Origin of the sequence: Photorhabdus africana, from assembly GCF_035181445.1 — a bacterium.
GTDB classification, from domain to species: Bacteria; Pseudomonadota; Gammaproteobacteria; order Enterobacterales; family Enterobacteriaceae; genus Photorhabdus; species Photorhabdus laumondii.
In genome coordinates this window covers 22,391-43,001 of sequence record NZ_JAXBVE010000033.1, presented here as the reverse complement: position 1 = coordinate 43,001, position 20,611 = coordinate 22,391, and the positions used below count along the sequence as shown (strand labels likewise).

Below are 20,611 nucleotides of genomic sequence, written 5' to 3'. Positions count from 1 at the left end.
AATGGTTACATCATAACTACATCAAATTGTTCCTGACTGTAGAGCTGTTCTGTCTGAACTTTTACCTGTTTACCGACAAAAATCTCCACTTCCGCCAGTGCATGAGATTCCTCCCCTTTCAGCGCTTCAGCCACTGCGGGTGAGACATAAATAAGGAAACGATCAGCGTCAACGGCTCGGTGCACACGCACAATTTCACGCATAATTTCATAACAGACAGTTTCAACAGATTTCACGGTTCCCCTTCCTTTACAAGTAGGACAATCGCCGCAAAGTATATGCTCGATACTTTCACGAGTCCGCTTACGGGTCATTTCCACTAATCCGAGTTGTGAAAAACCATTAATTGTCGTTTTAACACGATCTTTACTCAGCACCTGCTCAAGAGAAGTCAATACCCGTCGGCGATGCTCCTCGCTATTCATATCGATGAAATCGATAATAATAATACCACCCAGATTACGCAGCCTTAATTGTCTGGCAATAGCTTGCGTCGCCTCAATATTGGTATTAAAAATAGTTTCTTCCAAATTACGATGGCCGACAAATGCGCCGGTATTAATATCAATTGTGGTCATCGCCTCAGTTTGGTCAATAATCAAATAACCACCTGATTTTAATTCAACTTTGCGATCGAGTGCTCTCTGAATTTCATTTTCTACATCAAACAGATCGAAAATAGGCTGATTCCCGTTATACAGCTCCAATCTGGCTGTCATTTTAGGAATATATTCGTGAATAAATTCCTGTAACTGAGTAAACGTCAAACGAGAATCTACACGAATACGATCAAGGGCCGCTCCGGCGAAATCACGCAAAATACGATGGGCCAAAGCCAATTCGCCATAAAGTTTATTTTTAGTGACATTGCGCTTTTTACGCTCCATCACCTTACTCCACAATCGTTTCAAAAAAGCCGCATCCTGAGCTAATTCTTCGTCACCAACGCCCTCGGCAGCCGTCCTAATAATGAAACCACCATGTTCATCACAATAGTCAGCAACAATATTTTTCAGGCGATTACGCTCTTCTTCACTTTCAATACGTTGTGAAACTCCGACATGAGATGCGCCGGGCATAAATACAAGATAGCGGGAAGGTAAGGTAATATCGGTAGTTAGCCGAGCGCCTTTAGTACCAAGGGGATCTTTCACTACCTGAACCATTAAATCTTGTCCCTGGCGAACCAACTCAGCAATATCTTTAACATGAAAGTTCTTTTGCTCCTCACCGGCAATACATTCCGTATGAGGCACAATATCTGAGGCATGAAGAAAGGCGGCTTTTTCCAGCCCAATATCAACAAAAGCAGCCTGCATTCCGGGTAATACCCGACTTACACGACCTTTATAAATATTGCCGACAATTCCCCTTTTAGCTTCCCTTTCAATATGGATTTCTTGCAAAATCCCACCATCAATGTAGGCAACGCGCGTTTCGGATGGTGTGATGTTGACTAATAACTCTGCTGTCATGAGTTCCCCTTCCCATCAACTAACGCAAAAAACTTTGTGATTAATTCGAGCGTTTCCACCAATGGCAGACCAACAACTGAGTGATAACTACCATTCAGCGTTTTAACAAAGCAACCCGCTTTTCCCTGAATACCATAAGCCCCCGCTTTGTCCATCGGCTCACCGGTTGCTACATAATCCAAAATTTCCTGTGTGGATAATTGGCGAAAGGTTACATCTGTAACGACTATATCACTTAAGGTACGCTGACTATCTGATAAAGCAATAGCTGTAATCACCTGATGACACTGACCGGAAAGCGCACTGAGCATTGCAACAGCATGTTGCTCGCTACGTGGTTTTTCTAGAATCTTACCATTCAATACCACAACAGTATCGGCTCCCAACACCAGAAAATCCTCTGGTGCAATAGCAACTCCCGCTAGAGATTTATCTTTTGCTAATCGGCTGACATACTGACGCGGAGTTTCACCCTCTTGCCATTGCTCTTTTACCTGAGGAGAAAGAATTTCAAATTTAAAGTCCAATAATTCAACCAGCTCACGCCGCCTTGGTGAGCCGGAAGCCAGATAAAGGGTTTTCATGATGATATCGTCCTTACTACTACCTATCTCATTAGGCTATTTCATTTGCCATTTTGAGGTTATATACACTACTCGTATCCTCAAGTTATTGGCAAGAATGGCCTGCATCAGTAACGCCTGCTGGAATAAGTTCTGTCAGGACATTAAAAACAGCGATCCGACCACTAATGTACATTAAACTGACGACGGATTTTTCGCATTAACAGGAACAACCACGGCCAAAGAATACCATTGACCAAACTGTTCCAGAATACTTCTGGATGAAAAGCAACATTTGATAACAAAAATTCTGCCCAAAAAACGCTGAGATCCATCAGTACCGATAAAGCAACGACAACCAAAGCCTGCTGCCAAAGTGCCATATTGCGAAATAATTGAAACTTAAATGACACCAAATAACTCACAAGGCTGTAAGCCAAAGCGTTAACACCCAGTGTCGCTCCCTGAATCAAATCTACGATGATGCCCAATATAAAACCGGTACCAACACTGACTCTATGCGGTAACGCCATCACCCAATAAATCAACAATAGTGCCGACCAAGTTGGCCGATACATATAAATTTGCTCCGGCCACGGCATAATTTGCAGCACCATTGCAATCAAGAAAGATAACCAAATGATCCAACGCCCATGACTCCGGTATTGATTCATTAACGATTTCCCGAATTTATAAATTTAGCCGACGTTATTGTCGATTCAACATCTTTTACTCTTTCTGTTGTCTTGGTTGCTTCATCAGAAACAGACGATGGTGCTGGTGGTCCCATTTCATTTGCATGTGGCAATACCTGAGGCATCATTTGCATTAAACGTTCGTTGGCTACACGATAAACCTCTGATGGCGGCAATGGTTCGGATGGATTATTATCCGCCCCCCACAACAACAACAAATAACGCAAACGCTGTAATTCTGCCGTCGGCCGAGCATGAATCACAGTATAAGCTCGTTGATTATCGACTTTAACTGACGAAACCACAGCAACCGGATAACCTTCCGGGAAACGCCCCCCTAACCCAGAAGTCACCAGCACATCCCCAACCCGAATATCTATGTTGCTCGGTAATAACTCAAACTGCAAATCATCAGCACAACCAGTACCAGCAATAATAGCCCTGATATCATTACGTAAGACCTGGATTGGTAAAGCATGAGTCGTATCACAAATCAGTAATACCCGGCTAGTAAACTGACTAACAGCAACAACCTGACCAACAATGCCTTTATCACTGATAACAGGTTGCCCTTCATAAACACCTTCTCTTGATCCCTTATCGATGACGACCTGATCACTATAAGGATTAGCCCTACCGGAGATCACCTGCGTCACCATCATGTGTTCATCCTGACGTAAAGGTGATCCCAATAGCTCACGCAAGCGGGAATTTTCCTGTTTAAGTTGGCCTAACAACAACATGTCGCTATTTTTCATCAATAATTCTTGGCGTAAAGCACGATTTTCCAATCGAAGTTGTTCACGGGAAGCAAGGGTTTCTGACACACCATCAAGCACTTGACGCGGGCCATTGGCGAGAAAATAAAACGGACTGACTACCGTATCCATATAATTACGGACTTTACTGAGAGCATCAAGGCGGCTGTCTGCCACAACCAAAGCAATGGCAACAATAACAGCAAAGAAAAGTCGTAATTGCAGGGAAGGCCCTCTGCTAAAAATTGGCTTCATAAGCTGCGCTATTCCAAACTGTACTGTTTCATAAACAATGGAATTCCCAGACAACAATCGCAAGGAGGTCTGAGCTGCCCGTCATTCCCCCCTCACTTGCAAGTTAACACTCACTCCTCGCTGAAGAGTTCACCGCCATGCATGTCGATCATTTCAAGTGCTTTTCCGCCACCACGAGCAACACACGTCAATGGATCTTCGGCAACAATGACAGGAATACCGGTTTCCTCTATCAGTAAACGGTCAAGATTGCGCAATAGTGCACCACCCCCGGTCAAGATCATGCCTCGTTCTGAAATATCGGAAGCCAATTCTGGTGGACACTGCTCAAGAGCGACCATGACAGCACTGACAATACCCGTTAAAGGCTCTTGCAGAGCTTCAAGAATTTCATTGGAGTTAAGCGTAAAGCCACGTGGCACACCTTCAGCCAAGTTACGACCACGAACTTCAATCTCCAGCATCTCATCACCAGGATAAGCAGAACCGATCGTGTGCTTAATACGCTCAGCCGTTGCTTCACCAATCAGTGAACCATAATTACGACGAACGTAATTGATAATAGCCTCATCAAAACGATCACCACCGATACGTACAGAAGATGAATAAACAACCCCGTTCAAAGAGATAACCGCCACTTCCGTAGTGCCACCACCAATATCCACAACCATTGAGCCCGTGGCTTCAGAAACAGGTAAGCCTGCACCAATCGCCGCAGCCATAGGTTCTTCAATCAAAAACACTTCACGAGCGCCGGCACTGAGTGCAGATTCACGGATTGCCCGACGCTCAACCTGAGTTGCACCAACCGGTACACAAACCAAAACTCGCGGGCTTGGACGCATGAAACTGTTGCTATGAACTTGCTTAATAAAGTGTTGCAGCATCTTCTCTGTAACATAAAAATCGGCAATCACCCCATCTTTCATCGGACGAATTGCAGCAATATTACCCGGTGTTCGACCCAGCATTTGCTTTGCTTCTTGCCCAACGGCAGCAACACTTTTCGATGAACCTGCACGATCCTGACGGATTGCGACGACAGAAGGTTCATTCAATACAATACCCTGACCTTTGACGTAAATAAGGGTATTGGCGGTACCCAAGTCAATAGACAAGTCGTTGGAAAACATGCCACGAAATTTTTTAAACATAGCGAAAGGATAATCCTGCAAGCTGGGGACGGAACGAAACCCGTCTACTCTACCAACCACATGAAGCAGCGACAAGGCGCACAAGCACCTGCTTCAATAAAAAAGTGGCTACGTTATTCATATCAACAACGCGATATTCTACGTTACTTCTCCCAAACGGAGCAGAAAAAAACTGCATAAAAATGGGTTAATTTTACCAATTGTTCCATAACGAAATGCAAGAACCACCTGATTTTGCATAATTCAACATTATGGTACTACTGGATGGTACCATTGGTATCGTACCGGCTAGATTCACGGCTGCTTTTTGATCAATAGTTATTCCGATAAGTGCACATCAGCCTCATGCCTCTGCTCACGATGACCAATACTTAACTACAAGTGTGTAGTCTGTGTAGTGAGCAAATTAATGATGTAATAAACTGCGACTAAAATACAATACTTTCTGCTAAAAAATAATAAAAAACAGAATTTTCTGAAATAGAGCGCCATATGCAACTAAATTGGAATATGACAACAAGACTACAGGTAAAAATGCGGATAAATTTTGTTTTATAATTCACCAACACTTTATTTTTTCTTATATACCTTATGTAAATTACCCATTTTTATCTATCCTTATTTAATGACAAAATCAATTACAGAGAACAGAACGATAATGAAAGCCTTGTTACTTAAACAACAACAGAATCAATTATCAACGTCCATAGAAGAAGTTGATGCTTCTCATCTTCCTGTGGGAGACGTTACCGTCGATATTCACTGGTCAAGCTTGAACTATAAAGATGCATTAGCCATCACAGGTAAAGGGAAAATTGTCCGCCAATTCCCAATGATACCGGGTGTTGATTTCTCTGGTATTGTACACAGTACCGAAGATCCCCGTTTTCATATCGGTCAGCATGTATTATTAACCGGCTGGGGGGTAGGAGAAAATCATTGGGGTGGACTGGCAGAACAAGCCAGAGTTTCAGGCGAATGGTTGACACCTTTACCTGCCGGTTTGGATAGCAGACAAGCCATGATCATTGGTACTGCTGGCTTTACCGCAATGCTGTGCGTTATCGCCCTGGAACAAGGTGATGTTAAGCCAGAAAGTGGTGATGTTATTGTGACAGGTGCCAGTGGTGGTGTAGGAAGTACGGCGATAGCACTGCTCTCACAGCTTGGCTATTCCGTTGTTGCCGTTAGCGGTAGACAAGAAAATCATGAATATTTGCTATCTCTAGGGGCAAAAAAGATTTTGCCACGCCATGAATTTAGCCAACCGCCTCGCCCACTGGAAAAACAACTTTGGGCCGGAGCTATTGACACTGTAGGCGATAATGTACTGGCAACAATACTGGCCCAAACTCACTATAACGGTACTGTTGCCGCCTGTGGCCTCGCCGGTAATGCAAATCTGCCAACAACAGTGATGCCATTTATTTTACGTAACGTACGTCTGCAAGGCGTAGAGTCCGTCAATGTTCCATCAGTCAAACGCCCCGCCGTGTGGCAACGCCTGCAAAAGCTATTACCGGCTTCTTTTTATCAGCAAGCAACCTCGGAGATAACGCTGGAACAAACCGTGGAATACGCCAATAAATTGATAGCTAACCAGGTTACAGGACGTACATTGGTAAGAGTTCGTTAAGAATTGTGATTAGCCTCTAAAGTACAGTGGTTTTATTCTTGACATTTTTTCTGATAAGACCAGTATTTAGCTGCTAAATGCTACGATATCATTATAATGTCGCGCTTTGTCGCCGAAATGAACTTGTGGCTGTTATAAAAAGATGACAAATCGTTAATATAGGATTATGTTGGGCAGTTGTTGACAAATTGCCGGAGATACCAGCAAAATGGCAGGAAATTTTCACATTTTACTCCTTAACGGCCCTAACTTGAATATGTTAGGAACCCGGGAACCTGATATCTATGGCCACTTAACGCTTGATGATATCGTCAGCAAATTGTCTGAAGAAGCCCATCAATCAGGGGTTAAATTCAGTCACCTGCAATCCAACGCAGAATTTGAGCTGATAAATAGAATTCATTCTGCACAGGGTAATACTGATTTTATCTTGATTAACCCTGCTGCATTCACGCATACCAGCGTGGCACTGCGTGATGCATTGCTGACAGTAAAGATCCCATTTATTGAGATCCACCTCTCCAATGTTCACGCGCGCGAGCCATTTCGTCATCACTCATATCTTTCAGATCTTGCTGTTGGTGTAATCTGCGGTTTAGGGGTAGATGGCTATAGCTTTGCATTACAGGCAGCGGTAAACCGCTTGTCAAAACTCAATTAAATGAAACAGAAGAGTACGGAATCACACTCATGGATATTCGTAAGATAAAAAAACTGATCGAGCTGGTTGAAGAATCTGGCATTTCCGAACTGGAAATTTCTGAAGGGGAAGAGTCAGTGCGCATCAGCCGCGCATTAGCTCCCCAGAGTTTTCCGGTAGCTCAACAATATATTCCCGTTCAAGCACAACAACCTGCGCTGGCTAACGCTGTTGCGCCTTCTCAAGCTCTACCAGAAGCAATCAGCGACAGATCGGCTGCAATCGACGGTCACGTTGTTCGTTCCCCAATGGTAGGTACCTTCTATCGTACGCCTAGCCCAGATGCAAAACCATTTATCGAAATTGGCCAACGTGTCAATGTGGGTGACACCCTATGCATCGTTGAAGCAATGAAAATGATGAATCAGATCGAAGCCGACAAAGCAGGTGTGGTTAAAGCGATTCTTGTGGAAAGCGGTCAACCCGTTGAATTTGACGAGCCATTAGTCGTCATCGAATAACGAGGCGTTCCCATGCTTGATAAAATTGTAATTGCTAACCGTGGTGAAATTGCCCTGCGTATCCTACGAGCTTGTAAAGAGTTGGGGATTAAAACCGTTGCGGTACATTCCTCTGCGGATCGTGACTTAAAACACGTACTGCTGGCAGACGAAACTATCTGTATTGGCCCGGCAGCTTCTGCAAAAAGCTACCTGAATATCCCGGCAATTATTTCTGCGGCAGAAATCACTGGCGCTGTGGCTATTCACCCTGGCTACGGTTTTCTGTCTGAAAATGCAGATTTTGCTGAACAGGTTGAGCGTTCCGGCTTTATTTTTATCGGCCCAAAAGCAGAAACGATCCGCCTGATGGGTGATAAGGTTTCTGCTATCAATGCGATGAAAAAAGCGGGCGTTCCTTGTGTACCTGGCTCTGATGGCCCATTGTCTGATGACACAGAGAAAAACAAAGCCATTGCTAAACGCATCGGCTATCCTGTCATCATCAAAGCATCCGGTGGTGGTGGCGGTCGCGGTATGCGCGTCGTCCGCAGTGATAAAGATCTGGAACAATCAATCAATATGACCCGTGCGGAAGCAAAAGCTGCTTTCAATAACGATATGGTTTACATGGAAAAATTCCTTGAGAATCCACGTCATATTGAGATCCAGGTATTGGCTGACGGTCAAGGTCAGGCAATTTATCTGGCTGAACGTGATTGCTCTATGCAACGCCGTCACCAGAAAGTTGTCGAAGAAGCCCCTGCACCAGGTATCACGCCAGAAATGCGTCGCAGTATTGGTGAACGCTGTGCCAACGCATGTATCGAAATTGGCTATCGTGGTGCCGGTACTTTCGAATTCCTGTATGAAAACGGTGAATTCTATTTCATTGAGATGAACACCCGTATTCAGGTTGAACATCCAGTTACGGAAATGATTACCGGTGTTGATCTGATTAAAGAGCAGTTGCGAATCGCCGCGGGTATGCCACTTTCACTTAAGCAGAAAGACGTTGTTATTCGTGGTCACGCTATTGAATGTCGTATCAACGCAGAAGATCCGAACACGTTCCTGCCAAGCCCAGGTAAAATTACCCGCTTCCACTCACCGGGTGGATTTGGCGTACGTTGGGAATCGCATATTTATGCTGGCTACACCGTTCCCCCTTACTATGATTCAATGATTGGTAAGCTGATTACTTACGGTGAAAATCGTGACAATGCCATTGCCCGCATGAAAAATGCATTGGCAGAATTGATCATTGATGGCATCAAGACAAATATCGAGCTTCAACAGGCGATTATGAATGATGAAAACTTTCAGAATGGCGGTACTAATATCCACTATCTGGAGAAAAAACTGGGATTACAGGAAACTTAAAACCCGTTTAATAACATCAACATATTTTAAGGAGCGTTTAAACGCTCCTTTGGATTACTGACAAAGTGCAGCTTTTTAGCTGACACTTTGTTTTAGTCAAGTTCTGTTCGCCAAACGGAATTTACCTTCACGTTAAAAGTGTAGTGGTTCAATTAAACCGTTTCTCTTTATAAAAACCATTGCCCATCAACTTCACAAATGATTTTTATATTGCTATACCCTATGAATTTCAAGATGCATCGCGACGGCAAGGGAGCGAATTCCCGGGAGCATAGCAAACTATGTGACCGGGGTGAGTGAGTGGGGGCAACTTAAAAGATAACAGGTATACCTAATTCGGAGCCAACATCCGCAGTGGATTCAGTAAACATATATCTCGGATGTGTTCTTCACCAAGGCCAGCGGTTTTAAACCAGCGTTCACTATCGCCCAACCATTGTTCAACATCTGGCTGAACTGGCTGTCCAAGATCAGAGCTGTAAACAACATTATTCACCTCCGATAACACTTCAAAAAAATCTTCAGTTGTCTGATAACCAAGATAAACAGTTAATGCCGTCTGCTCCACATAAAGCCAATCATGCTTACCCAACGCCTTAAGATCTTTCGCTTTTAATCCTGTCATAGGACTGGCAGGTTGGTTCAGCATGAACTTACAACCACCCACAGCGGTAATCGCATCAATAAGTTGCATAACTTCATAACATGAAGCATGGCCTGATGACAGCACAACATTATGATGCTGCGCAAAACTAATTAATTCATGGATCTCGTTATGCAACCGCCCATTGCTATCGACAACAGACAAAGGTTGCTGTGCTAAAGTTTGCACGAAAGCATTTGACCAAGCACGTTTCATTACACTTTTATGGCTTGTAGGGACAATAGTCGGCAGATGAACCAGCAGCCGCGGAGCCGGAGCTTTACAGAACTGGTACTGGCTCAGTGACTGTATAACAGAATTAATTGCCAGCCCCCCTGAGGCTGCGTTCAATACTACCGAACCAAAGACCGGTAGTCCTGCTTCCTGAGCTAGTGACGACAAAGCAGTAACACTCCCCAAATGGTTTTTAAGTACAACCCCACCACCATGTCGGGCATATTCTCCTCCAGCTTCAAGTACATTGTACCGCCGAATGTAACTATCGGGGCGAGCATGATAATGTACATCCAGAAAACGAAGTTTTCTCTCCCAGTATTCTATAAACATCTGACTCATCGCACTGCTTTCCAAGGTACTGCATATCCCAGTTTTTCGCGGGCGTTAACCAGATCTTCTCCGTTAGTTATAGCCTCAATAATAGCTTGTTCAGTTTTATCAACATTTTCCGCACGCTCAATAACAGTGAGTAAATGCTGCTGCGGGATGGCTAGTGCGCCATTATCATCAGCAAAAATCCAATCTCCTGGAGATATCGCTACACCGCCAATATCCAGAGTGCATTGTGTTGCAGCAACCTTAGCGCGATTCTTTCCAGATACCATATAAACTCCCGTCGTAAATAAGGGATATTCCAATCTGCGAACCTCAGACAAGTCTCTGGCTGACCCATAAATTACAGAGCCTGCGATTCCTTTTTGTACAGCTTTAAAAGTTAAGATATTACCCCAACTGGTACAATCCGTACGTCCCTGATTATCAACCACTATTACATATCCAGCAGGTACTTCATCAATGTAGTTTCCAGCATTAAGAAACTTGCCTTGTTCCGGAATGATAGGTTCATAGCGCACAGTAAAAGCGGGTCCGGCCATTTTCATCCCGACATTACTACGTGGCACAATTCCAGCCAGTCCAGCAGGAATATGCAGACTATCCATTGCATCTGATATGGCTGCACTGTCAAGCTCCATTAAACGCTTTTTGATTTGATCAATTTGTGTAGTTCGCATTATATTTCCTCTTTCGATACATGTGCGCGTAGGACACTCCAGGCGGCATACTCTGGTATAGATTGTTGCAGTAGCAATTTATTACATGGAAAATCCACCGAATGTTGTCGTCCTTCATCATCTATGGTTGTCAAGGTCATCTGCCCAAGCATTTCTTCACCAGACAAAAATGAACTTATAGAAGGAAACGCAGTAATATTCACCGAAAGAGATTTTGAAGGACTATTTACTGCACATGCTGTACGTAGATATGTATTTAATTCATCATCATCTGTGAACCAGTTAATACGGTATTGTTCACTGAGTTTTTCCATAGCAGTCATCTGGCAATCACTAACCAATTTGTTTTCAAACATGGCGCCAAAGTTAACCAATTGCTGTACCGAAAGAGGGGCATCATCAGGCGTAATAACTTGTACTACTACATAAGGCGCTTTCCACAGATAGTGAATATCACACTCAACACCATCAAAGAATGCGCTCACCATCGTACCGACTTTACTTTCACTAACACCGATTAATGTCCAATGGTAGTTTCTCTCTCTCATGCCGACTACTGAAGGGATAGAATGTTCCTCCGACAACATTAATCGCATTTGAGACGGAGGCCCCGGCAACACAACTATTTTGCTACCATCAATATTAAGACTGAAACCAGGTGCTGTACCTGTAACATTGGGAATAACCTTTGCTCCGGACGGAAACATGGCTTGGAATCGATTCGAGGGATCACAATATACTCCCAATTTTTCCAATTGTTGCTCTATTTCCACCCAGATGTTATCACATATTTCCAGAGGACTTCCTACCGCTTTTGCTATCGCCTCACGGGTTTTATCATCCGGTGTCGGGCCAATACCGCCACACACAACAATGAGAGTATCCTGCCCTAGCCTGCGAACCACTGCGGTAGCAATCTGGTTAATATCATCAGCACAAACCTGATGTTGCTTCACTTTATATCCCTGCTCCGTGAGATATTCACTAATATCCTGAAGATTAGTATTAGGATATTTACCACTCAGGAGTTCATCACCAACAGTAATAATCGATGCAGAATAGCTAGTGTATTTTTTACTTAGAGTACCAATAATAGCCTGCGCCATTTGTTGGGTTGTTGCGCTCCCCCCCAGATCATAAGTAACAGTTCGTCCTTCACGTATCACATTATCTACTGCACAGTTAATTTGCTGTGCTGCATCAGCAAAGCCAAGATATTCCAGTAGTAATGCTATTGTGTAAAACATCGCTGCCGGATTGGCTTTATTTTTACCGGCCATACCAGGCGCACTACCGTGTACAGGTTCAAAGTATGCAATATCACTACCAATATTAGCGCTAGGCGCTAAACCAAGCCCTCCCATTACGCCCGCTGCCAAATCAGACAAAATATCACCGAACATATTCTCAGAGACAATGACACCAAATTCATGCGGTTTTTTTACCATCCATAAAGCTACTGCATCTACATTGTGGATATCCGCTTTTATTTCAGGGTAACGAGCCGCAATGATATCGAAAATACCTTTTGCAAAGTGCCCACTTTCCCGCATTACATTTGGTTTATCCGCAAAGGTTACACGGGAGTAGTTATTTTCCTTTGCATATTCAAATGCAGTGATAAACAAGCGTTCTAAACCAAAACGGGTTTGTAGACGGACTGTCCATGCAGCTTCTTCAGGACCATATTTATCTATATTTGGGTGCTGTAACCAAGTCGTTGCAGTAGCAGGAATGCCTTTAAAATCGAACCCTGCATATAGTCCTTCGGTGTTTTCCCTGATAACACAACAGCGAAATGGTTTACGGTCCCCTTCTACATAACGCACTGGTCGGATATTTGCATATAGTCCCAAACGCTGGCGTAATTGGATAACGGGTGACACATAATTTCTCGTTTTTACACGCAGATGCGGCGGCAATGCTTGTTGTGCTTCGTCTTTACCTTTACTAGTAATAGCGCCAAGTAACACCGCATCTACTGAAGCTATTTTTCCCCAAGTACTGGCAGGTACTGGATCACCTTCTCTTTCCCAACAAGTCCAACCTATATCCCCAATTTCCAATGTCACCGGAAGATTTAGGGCCTGAAAAACGGGAAGAGCAGCATCGCATACTTCCTGACCAATACCATCTCCAGGTAAAATAAGAATTTTTTTATTCATAAGTTTTTGAGCCAATCGTTAATTACATTGTTAATAAATGACGGCTTATCTTCCCAAGGCCGCATTCCTGCTCCATCCACGACAACAAAACAGTGCATAGGATTAATGTTGACCACCTGATTACATTCTGTAGCTAATTGCGAACGTCCGCCAACTATGCTCAGAAATTTTCCTTTGTAATTGCACAATATTGTTCTGGCATCCAATTGTAGTAACAGTGAAAATCCCACTATCATGCGTTCCCGAGCAGTATTTCTTAAATGGTCAGGTATCACAGGCATTTTAGGAAGTGGAATCCCACCTTCAGGAATAATAAAATCATGTAACACAGAAATCGCTTCATCTAGCTGATTTCTATTCAGTAATGCTATTAATTGTTTCAGCCTATTGGTCAGTAACGAATCAGCATATCCAGGACCACTCACTGAGATTACTCCGGTGAGGTTTTTCAGGCACGGCGCAAGCAATTGCACCAGAGTACCTGACATCGCAAAACCGATAAGCAAATAAGGCTGGGAAAAACGTTGATTGAGTTCAGATTCAATAATATTAATAGCGTAGTCGGGATCAGATGAATTAATTAAGGATAATGTATCAATAATAGACACCTGATATCCCATTTTTTGTAATAATATGCGCAATGGCATGCAAAAACCGCCATGATCCCAAAGCGGCATCACAGGTGCAAGAATTACCGCTTCGAGTCTGAAACATCCGGCATGGTTATTATGCCGCGTCATGCCGTTGCTCCTCGCAAAGATTTAACAACCTGAAACGCATAATTCATACCATTTCGTAATCCTTCTTCGAGAGCTGTTTTATTCTCCACACTCAAGTTGTACATACCCATCATTATATCGATAATATCTCGCCTGGAGGCGGCAAAAAAACGATGGGATTGCAGTTCATTGAGTTGATTAAATACTCGTTCAAGGTCATATTGTTTACTATTTTGGCTTAGATTGAGAAATGATAGCCAGCTTTCCAAATTGAGATTTCCGGCACCCTTTCCCATCCCTGATAGAGAACTATCAATAAAATTAACTCCAGCTCTCATAGCTTCAATACTGTTCGCTGTGGCAAGACCCAGATTATCATGAGGATGGAATCCCAATTGCAATTGCGTGGCAGACTTTAACTTATAAAACATCTGCGCTACCTGTTCAGGGAACAAACTACCATTTGAATCCGCCAGGTAAATAATATCAGCGCCCACTTGTTCACACTGTTTGGCAACTTCAATAATTTTACTGATAGAGAGCTGACTCACTCGTGTAAAATTAATACCCACAGCCATTCCAGTAGCTCGGGCAATCTCGCACAATTCTAAGCATGGCTGCGGGTTATCAGCTTTAATACATAATCTAAGCAAACTAACGCCATTCGTCTTCATTGCATAGATATCATCAGCATTGATATTATGAGGATGGGCAATGACTACCAATTTTGCCTCAGGTACTGATTGATGAATATTTCGGATATAACTATCCGGAGACATACCTGTTAGACCAATATTAGAGATAGGTTTGAAAGAACCATTGCGATAACCGATTTCAAACCATTCCACACCACTTTTATTCAACGCTTCAATATGCTTTATGGCGTATTCTGTTGTAAAATTAAAATTATTCAGGTATCCACCATCACGTAATGTGACATCTATATTATTAACCATTTTTCATTCCTATTTTAGTTTCTATTTTTTGTTTTTTACTTATTTCTTTATCGCCTCTATTACCCGTTATATAAATAATACTACCGACCAAGGAAACAATTGTGATGATAGATGCCACTTTAATAGGTTCATGGTGAGATATATAACCAATAAGCAATGATGCCAGTCCTGCACTACCTAATTGCAATGTTCCCATTACACCAGAAGCTGTTCCAGCCGTTTGAGAATGAGTGGCAATTGCCGATGCAGTACCTAGTGGCAGTAAAAAACCATTACCGAAAGTCAATACTGATATTGTTAGCACAGAAGTTATCAATGGGTTGGAGCTAAAAAACATTTGTATCGTGAAAGCAATACTTCCAATAGCAAAGATAAGATAGCCATGAGAAATCGTCTTTCTCATGCCCTGTCGGCGACTTAATTTCTTCGCAGTAAGATTACCCAACACATAACTCAAAGAGAGCATTATATAGGTGTAACCAACATATTTTTCTGGTAATCCCATAGCGGTAAGAATAAATGGAGATTCAATCAAATAAGAAAAATATGCCGTATAAGCGAAGCAAGGTATTGCTGCATAGTAAAGAAATTCTTTATTTATTATCACTTGGTAAGTACTGACCAATACATTTTTAACACTCAATTTTTGGCGTTTCTTTATTGGTAGTGATTCTTTCAACACTAGCAAGCACAATATAAGTGTGACTGTTATAAATAAAGTAAGAAATAAAAAACAGGCTTTCCAGCCATAATATTCACTTAACATACCTCCGATCATTGGTGCGACAGCGGGCGACATTCCCACAAAAGGGAAAATAATCAGATAAAAATTGGCAGCCTCTTCTTTCCCCATTAAATCACTAATAATGGCACGACTTAATGTAATACCAGCACAAGCACCTATTCCCTGGAATAAACGCAATAATAGTAACTCACTAATATGCGTACTGTAAAAAATACCGATTGTTGAAATCAGCCATATAATCATTCCAGAAATAAGAACAACTTTTCTTCCTAAACAATCACTTAATGGCCCATAAATAAGTTGAGAAAAGGCTATACCAAATAGAAATATCGCTATTGCACTTTGTATACTAGATTCGCTAACGTGATAATAGTTTCCCATTTTACTCAAGGCAGGTAGGAATATATCCGATGAAACCAGCCCCCCCATAGAGAGAAAAGCCATTAAGACGATAAATAATAAAGATGAAGATTTATTGCTCATAGATCATTAACCTATCAATATAATAAATATTATCCCAGAATAAACTCCGTATAAAATAAAAACCACGCACCAGTTAAACTTATATTAAATTCACACAATCACTTACTTAATGAAAAAGTTAATACCTTGCATGTAAAAACAAAAAATTACTTTACATATTATCTTGTGCTGCAAGAATTAATAGATTTTCATAACAACATGAAAATTAAATCCCATTCATTCTTTAGATTAATAATTTTTACTCTATCAATAATGCCTCCAAATAGCGAAATACTTTTACACAACTTATTCAATAATTAACTTTTGCAAAAATAAACTTATGTAAATATGAATTAAAAAAATAGTAACACCAATATCACTTTTAGAAAACAAAAAAACATAGAATTTAAGTTCAAAAATGAATAAAAAAAACACAAAATACAACATATAATACTAAAAAAGTCATTTTGAGATTCCAGCACAAACATGTACTTGCTCTTTTTGTACCAAGCACAATGCAGCATAGGTATCTATACCCTATGGACTTCAAGATGCATCGCAACGACAAGGGAGTGAATCCCCGGTCACATAGCAAACTATGTGACCGGGGTGAGCAAGTGCAGCCAACAAAGAAGCAACTTGAAAGATGGCGGGTATACACATTTTTCCTGAATAAATTTGTATCCTACCGTACAATCCTTCCCTTCCCATCCTCACTTTATTTAATTACCGGAAGAACGAATGGACAGACGATTTGTTCAATCCCACAAAGAAGCACTTTGGTCGGTGTTCCTAACGCTTGCTTACCTTATTGGCTGGCTATTGACAGCCTATTTACCCAGCGATGCTCCCGGTGTCACCGGCTTACCTCGCTGGTTTGAAATGGCATGTTTGTTACTACCAATTGTATTCATCATCCTCTGCTGGTTAATGGTGAAGTTTATTTTCAAAGAAGTCCCGCTGGAGGATGAGAATGCAAAGTGAAGTTATCTTACCTCTGCTTGGCTATCTTGCGCTGGTATTTCTCCTGTCAGTTTACGCTTATCGACGCCACCAGAAAGGCCCCTTCCTGACTGAGTATTTCCTTGGCAACCGTTCAATGGGCGGCTTTGTATTGGCAATGACCATTACTGCCACCTATATCAGTGCCAGCTCATTCATCGGCGGGCCAGGAGCAGCCTATAAATATGGTCTGGGATGGGTATTACTGTCACTGATTCAGTTGCCGGCAATATGGCTTTCCCTTGGTGTGTTAGGTAAAAAATTTGCCATTCTCGCCCGTCGCTATAATGCCGTTACTCTTAATGATATGTTGTATGCCCGTTATGGCAGTCGTTTTCTGGTTTGGTTTGCCAGCCTAAGTCTTTTAGTCGCTTTTGTTGGCGCGATGACCGTTCAGTTTATTGGCGGCGCACGCCTACTGGAAACGGCGGCAGGTATCCCTTATGGCACTGGATTAATGATTTTCGGTATCTCTATCGCTCTCTATACCGCATTTGGAGGGTTCAGAGCGAGTGTCCTCAATGATGCTCTACAAGGGCTGGTCATGTTGCTAGGCACTGTTCTACTGCTGGTAGCGATTATCTATAAGGCGGGAGGTCTGTCGGAAGCGGTCACCACATTACGAACAATTAATCCAGAGCTGGTTTCCCCACAAGGCGCAGACCATATCCTCAGCGGGCCTTTCATAGCATCGTTCTGGGTACTGGTCTGCTTCGGCGTAATTGGGTTACCTCATACCGCCGTTCGTTGCATCTCCTACCGCGATAGCAAAGCTGTTCACCGTGGGATCATTATCGGAACCATCGTCATGACGATCCTCATGTTTGGTATGCATTTAGCCGGAGCACTTGGTCGAGCGATTATTCCTGATCTGACCATTCCCGATCAGGTGATCCCAACATTGATGATCACCGTATTGCCACCATTCGCTGCTGGAATTTTTCTAGCCGCACCGATGGCTGCCATTATGTCCACAATTAATGCACAACTGCTGCAATCTTCTGCAACCATCGTCAAAGATCTCTATCTAAACTTGTTTCCACAACAAATCGTACAGGAAAAAAAATTAGCCCGGATTTCCAGTTTTTCTACCCTGATTCTTGGTTTATTGCTACTTTTAGCCGCCTGGCGCCCACCCGAGATGATTATCTGGCTGAATCTTCTGGCTTTCGGTGGCTTACAGGCCGTATTTCTCTGGCCATTAGTTCTGGGCTTGTATTGGGAAAAGGCTAATGCCTATGGCGCTATCAGTTCGATGATCACAGGGGCAACAGGCTACACTCTGCTCGCTAGTTTCAATATCCATCTATTGGGCTTCCATCCGATCGTGCCATCATTGCTATTTAGCCTGTTGGCTTTCTGGATGGGCAATACCATCGGTCAGCGATTACCGCCAAAAGCCGTCAGACCACACTAAGTTGGTCACTTTTAATCTATTTTCAATAAGGAGAATTTTTTATGCCCTGGATACAACTTCGATTAAATACTACAGGACAGCTCGCTGAATCCCTTGGAGATACCCTAATGGAAAATGGAGCAGTATCAGTCACCTTTCAAGACAGCCACGATAACCCTGTATTCGAACCCCTACCAGGCGAGACTCGTTTATGGGGAGACACAGATGTCATCGGGCTTTATGATGCTGAAACAGATATGAAAGCAGTTATCAGCCAGCTCGAACAAGTTCCTGAGTTAGGTAAAGGATTCATTCATAAGATTGAGCAATTGGAAGACAAAGACTGGGAACGTGAATGGATGGATAACTTCCACCCAATGCGTTTTGGCAACCGCTTGTGGATCTGTCCAAGCTGGCGCGACGTCCCTGATCCAGATGCTGTCAACGTTATGCTAGACCCTGGACTGGCTTTTGGTACAGGTACTCACCCAACCACATCGTTATGTCTGCAATGGCTAGACAGTCTCAATCTGGAAGGTAAAACGGTTATCGATTTTGGTTGCGGCTCCGGCATACTGGCAATTGCGGCGCTAAAACTCGGTGCAACGCATGCTATTGGCATAGATATCGACCCACAAGCTATTCAGGCCAGCCGAGACAACGCAGAGCGTAATGGCGTTCTGGGGCGTTTAACGTTATATTTGGCGAAAGATGCGCCAACCGATCTTGAATCTGATGTAGTTATTGCTAATATTTTGGCAGGCCCTCTGCGTGAACTCGCCCCTGTGATTGGTTCATTACCAAAACCGGGTGGCCTGTTAGGTTTATCGGGTATTTTAACGAACCAAGCAGAAAGTGTTATTCAGGCCTATACTGATAAATTCGTAATCGATCCTGTTGCGGAACAGGAAGAATGGTGTCGGATATCTGGGGTAAAAATAGCAACAAATTGAAATTATTTTATTTTGTTATAATCGAAAGTGTAAATTTCAATCACTTATTGATGGTAATCCGTGCTATCAGCAAACTTACTGATAGAAAAATCCTGAGTGATAAACTTTACCAACTACATATAACACTATGTTATTTATGAATAATTATATTTACCCCAGCAGAAAAGTTGGAAAAAAGTTGTAACAAATGACGATTTGCTCAAAGTTTGGCCTTTCATATTTTGCGAAAAATGCGTAATATACGCGCCCTTGCAGTCACACTATGGCCACTCTTTCTTCGTCTATGCGTATCGGACAATACCAGCTGAAAAACTGTCTTATTGCGGCCCCAATGGCTGGCGTAACTGACCGTCCGTTTCGGTCACTATGTTACAAAATGGGTGCAGGTATGACAGTATCGGAAATGCTGTCTTCCAACCCTCAGGTCTGGAAGACAGACAAATCCCGGCTACGTATGGTTCACAGTGACGAACCGGGAATTCGTTCCGTGCAAATTGCTGGGAGTGATCCCGATGAAATGGCAGCAGCAGCGAAGATCAACGTCGCTAATGGTGCTCAGATCATTGATATCAACATGGGGTGTCCAGCCAAGAAAGTGAATCGTAAGCTAGCAGGTTCGGCTTTACTACGTTACCCAGAATTGGTCGAAAAGATCCTTTCTGCCGTTGTAAACGCAGTAGATGTTCCTGTTACGCTAAAAATTCGCACTGGATGGTCGCCAGAAGAACGAAATTGTGTAAAGATTGCCCAATTGGCCGAGCATTGTGGTATCCAAGCTCTGGCGATCCACGGCAGGACTCGTTCCTGTTTGTTTAACGGAGAGGCAGAGTACGACAATATTCGGACAGTTAAGCAGACTGTTGCCATCCCGGTTATTGCCAATGGCGACATTACTGACCCGCTTAAAGCCAGAGCAGTGCTTGAATACACCGGGGCTGATGCCCTGATGATAGGCCGCGCTGCTCAGGGAAGACCCTGGATCTTCCGGGAAATCCAGCACTATCTGGCAACAGGAGAACTGCTGTCACCGATGCCGATTGGCGAAGTGCAGCATTTAATGAACGAGCATATACAGGAATTGCACGACTTTTATGGTCCAGGCAAGGGAGCCCGTATCGCACGTAAGCATGTATCCTGGTATCTCCGGGAGCATGCTCCTGATGACCAGTTCCGGCGCACATTCAACACCATAGAGGATGCCAGCGAACAGCTGGAGGTGTTGGGGGCATATTTCGAAAATTTTGCGTAATATAAAGAAAAG

General features: G+C 43.0%; 19 protein-coding genes. 8 read left to right on the top strand and 11 right to left on the bottom strand.

Annotated features, from left to right (window positions below; genetic code table 11):
* Nucleotides 1–5: 5 nt before the first annotated feature.
* From rng to mreB, 5 genes are all read right to left on the bottom strand, one after another.
* Nucleotides 6–1,475 (bottom strand): ribonuclease G, encoded by a 1,470-nt coding sequence (gene rng / locus SLS51_RS17255; RefSeq protein ID WP_323839881.1) that lies wholly within the window; start codon nt 1,473–1,475, stop codon nt 6–8.
* Entirely contained in the window at nt 1,472–2,059 is a 588-nt protein-coding gene (locus SLS51_RS17250) for a Maf family protein (protein ID WP_323839880.1), read from the bottom strand. The genes rng and SLS51_RS17250 overlap by 4 nt, the downstream gene beginning before the upstream one ends.
* A 164-nt stretch (nt 2,060–2,223) precedes the next feature.
* Nucleotides 2,224–2,712 (bottom strand): rod shape-determining protein MreD, encoded by a 489-nt coding sequence (gene mreD / locus SLS51_RS17245; protein WP_113025855.1) that lies wholly within the window; start codon nt 2,710–2,712, stop codon nt 2,224–2,226.
* Nucleotides 2,712–3,746, bottom strand: a complete 1,035-nt coding sequence (gene mreC, locus SLS51_RS17240; RefSeq protein ID WP_323839879.1) for a rod shape-determining protein MreC — start codon at nt 3,744–3,746, stop codon at nt 2,712–2,714. The genes mreD and mreC overlap by 1 nt, the downstream gene beginning before the upstream one ends.
* A gap of 110 nt (nt 3,747–3,856) precedes the next feature.
* Nucleotides 3,857–4,900, bottom strand: coding sequence for a rod shape-determining protein MreB (gene mreB, locus SLS51_RS17235; RefSeq protein ID WP_011148194.1), 1,044 nt, complete (start codon nt 4,898–4,900; stop codon nt 3,857–3,859).
* 658 nt (nt 4,901–5,558) lie between these two features.
* Between mreB and acuI the strand changes: the two genes are divergently transcribed.
* The 4 genes from acuI (at nt 5,559) to accC (ending at nt 9,059) form a co-directional block, all read left to right on the top strand.
* Nucleotides 5,559–6,536, top strand: a complete 978-nt coding sequence (acuI, locus tag SLS51_RS17230; protein ID WP_323839878.1) for an acrylyl-CoA reductase (NADPH) — start codon at nt 5,559–5,561, stop codon at nt 6,534–6,536.
* A gap of 208 nt (nt 6,537–6,744) precedes the next feature.
* Entirely contained in the window at nt 6,745–7,197 is a 453-nt protein-coding gene (gene aroQ / locus SLS51_RS17225; RefSeq protein WP_323839877.1) for a type II 3-dehydroquinate dehydratase, read from the top strand.
* A 29-nt stretch (nt 7,198–7,226) separates the two neighbouring features.
* Complete coding sequence (accB, locus tag SLS51_RS17220) at nt 7,227–7,697, top strand: acetyl-CoA carboxylase biotin carboxyl carrier protein (RefSeq protein ID WP_323839876.1); 471 nt, start codon at nt 7,227–7,229, stop codon at nt 7,695–7,697.
* Between the two features lie 12 nt (nt 7,698–7,709).
* The gene (gene accC / locus SLS51_RS17215; protein WP_323839875.1) at nt 7,710–9,059 is read left to right on the top strand and encodes an acetyl-CoA carboxylase biotin carboxylase subunit; all 1,350 of its coding nucleotides are present in this window, start codon (nt 7,710–7,712) and stop codon (nt 9,057–9,059) included.
* Between the two features lie 331 nt (nt 9,060–9,390).
* Here the strand turns inward: accC and SLS51_RS17210 are convergent, their stop codons facing one another.
* Genes SLS51_RS17210 through SLS51_RS17185 form a run of 6 tightly spaced genes read right to left on the bottom strand, consistent with a single transcriptional unit; the run spans nt 9,391 to nt 16,020 of the window.
* Nucleotides 9,391–10,278 carry a DUF6282 family protein gene (locus SLS51_RS17210; protein WP_323839874.1) on the bottom strand — a complete coding sequence of 296 codons (888 nt, stop codon included), beginning with the start codon at nt 10,276–10,278 and terminating at the stop codon, nt 9,391–9,393.
* Nucleotides 10,275–10,952 (bottom strand): RraA family protein, encoded by a 678-nt coding sequence (locus SLS51_RS17205; RefSeq protein ID WP_323839873.1) that lies wholly within the window; start codon nt 10,950–10,952, stop codon nt 10,275–10,277. The genes SLS51_RS17210 and SLS51_RS17205 overlap by 4 nt, the downstream gene beginning before the upstream one ends.
* On the bottom strand, nt 10,952–13,117 hold the full coding sequence (locus tag SLS51_RS17200; protein ID WP_323839872.1) for an isocitrate/isopropylmalate dehydrogenase family protein: 2,166 nt from the start codon (nt 13,115–13,117) through the stop codon (nt 10,952–10,954). The genes SLS51_RS17205 and SLS51_RS17200 overlap by 1 nt, the downstream gene beginning before the upstream one ends.
* The gene (locus SLS51_RS17195; protein WP_323839871.1) at nt 13,114–13,857 is read right to left on the bottom strand and encodes a hypothetical protein; all 744 of its coding nucleotides are present in this window, start codon (nt 13,855–13,857) and stop codon (nt 13,114–13,116) included. The genes SLS51_RS17200 and SLS51_RS17195 overlap by 4 nt, the downstream gene beginning before the upstream one ends.
* Nucleotides 13,854–14,792, bottom strand: coding sequence for a hydroxymethylglutaryl-CoA lyase-like TIM-barrel protein (locus tag SLS51_RS17190; RefSeq protein ID WP_323839870.1), 939 nt, complete (start codon nt 14,790–14,792; stop codon nt 13,854–13,856). Before SLS51_RS17190 ends, SLS51_RS17195 begins: the two co-directional genes overlap by 4 nt.
* Nucleotides 14,785–16,020, bottom strand: a complete 1,236-nt coding sequence (locus tag SLS51_RS17185) for a multidrug effflux MFS transporter (protein ID WP_323839869.1) — start codon at nt 16,018–16,020, stop codon at nt 14,785–14,787. Before SLS51_RS17185 ends, SLS51_RS17190 begins: the two co-directional genes overlap by 8 nt.
* Before the next feature lie 720 nt (nt 16,021–16,740).
* Here SLS51_RS17185 and SLS51_RS17180 point away from each other — a divergent pair.
* The 4 genes from SLS51_RS17180 to dusB all read left to right on the top strand — a co-directional run bounded on the left by SLS51_RS17180 (nt 16,741) and on the right by dusB (nt 20,599).
* Complete coding sequence (locus SLS51_RS17180; protein ID WP_323839868.1) at nt 16,741–16,983, top strand: YhdT family protein; 243 nt, start codon at nt 16,741–16,743, stop codon at nt 16,981–16,983.
* On the top strand, nt 16,973–18,418 hold the full coding sequence (gene panF, locus SLS51_RS17175) for a sodium/pantothenate symporter (RefSeq protein WP_323839867.1): 1,446 nt from the start codon (nt 16,973–16,975) through the stop codon (nt 18,416–18,418). Before SLS51_RS17180 ends, panF begins: the two co-directional genes overlap by 11 nt.
* Nucleotides 18,419–18,459: 41 nt before the next feature.
* On the top strand, nt 18,460–19,350 hold the full coding sequence (gene prmA / locus SLS51_RS17170; protein WP_323839866.1) for a 50S ribosomal protein L11 methyltransferase: 891 nt from the start codon (nt 18,460–18,462) through the stop codon (nt 19,348–19,350).
* A gap of 283 nt (nt 19,351–19,633) precedes the next feature.
* On the top strand, nt 19,634–20,599 hold the full coding sequence (gene dusB, locus SLS51_RS17165; protein ID WP_323839888.1) for a tRNA dihydrouridine synthase DusB: 966 nt from the start codon (nt 19,634–19,636) through the stop codon (nt 20,597–20,599).
* The last annotated feature ends 12 nt before the right edge of the window (nt 20,600–20,611 follow it).

Coding starts and splice junctions, on each gene's coding strand:
- SLS51_RS17200 (WP_323839872.1), bottom strand. CDS start 13,117: ATGAATAAAAAAATTCTTATTTTACCTGGAGATGGTATTGGTCAGGAA.
- SLS51_RS17250 (WP_323839880.1), bottom strand. CDS start 2,059: ATGAAAACCCTTTATCTGGCTTCCGGCTCACCAAGGCGGCGTGAGCTG.
- aroQ (WP_323839877.1), top strand. CDS start 6,745: ATGGCAGGAAATTTTCACATTTTACTCCTTAACGGCCCTAACTTGAAT.
- mreB (WP_011148194.1), bottom strand. CDS start 4,900: ATGTTTAAAAAATTTCGTGGCATGTTTTCCAACGACTTGTCTATTGAC.
- panF (WP_323839867.1), top strand. CDS start 16,973: ATGCAAAGTGAAGTTATCTTACCTCTGCTTGGCTATCTTGCGCTGGTA.
- accB (WP_323839876.1), top strand. CDS start 7,227: ATGGATATTCGTAAGATAAAAAAACTGATCGAGCTGGTTGAAGAATCT.
- SLS51_RS17205 (WP_323839873.1), bottom strand. CDS start 10,952: ATGCGAACTACACAAATTGATCAAATCAAAAAGCGTTTAATGGAGCTT.
- SLS51_RS17210 (WP_323839874.1), bottom strand. CDS start 10,278: ATGAGTCAGATGTTTATAGAATACTGGGAGAGAAAACTTCGTTTTCTG.
- SLS51_RS17195 (WP_323839871.1), bottom strand. CDS start 13,857: ATGACGCGGCATAATAACCATGCCGGATGTTTCAGACTCGAAGCGGTA.
- SLS51_RS17180 (WP_323839868.1), top strand. CDS start 16,741: ATGGACAGACGATTTGTTCAATCCCACAAAGAAGCACTTTGGTCGGTG.
- prmA (WP_323839866.1), top strand. CDS start 18,460: ATGCCCTGGATACAACTTCGATTAAATACTACAGGACAGCTCGCTGAA.
- SLS51_RS17185 (WP_323839869.1), bottom strand. CDS start 16,020: ATGAGCAATAAATCTTCATCTTTATTATTTATCGTCTTAATGGCTTTT.
- rng (WP_323839881.1), bottom strand. CDS start 1,475: ATGACAGCAGAGTTATTAGTCAACATCACACCATCCGAAACGCGCGTT.
- accC (WP_323839875.1), top strand. CDS start 7,710: ATGCTTGATAAAATTGTAATTGCTAACCGTGGTGAAATTGCCCTGCGT.
- SLS51_RS17190 (WP_323839870.1), bottom strand. CDS start 14,792: ATGGTTAATAATATAGATGTCACATTACGTGATGGTGGATACCTGAAT.
- acuI (WP_323839878.1), top strand. CDS start 5,559: ATGAAAGCCTTGTTACTTAAACAACAACAGAATCAATTATCAACGTCC.
- mreC (WP_323839879.1), bottom strand. CDS start 3,746: ATGAAGCCAATTTTTAGCAGAGGGCCTTCCCTGCAATTACGACTTTTC.
- dusB (WP_323839888.1), top strand. CDS start 19,634: ATGCGTATCGGACAATACCAGCTGAAAAACTGTCTTATTGCGGCCCCA.
- mreD (WP_113025855.1), bottom strand. CDS start 2,712: ATGAATCAATACCGGAGTCATGGGCGTTGGATCATTTGGTTATCTTTC.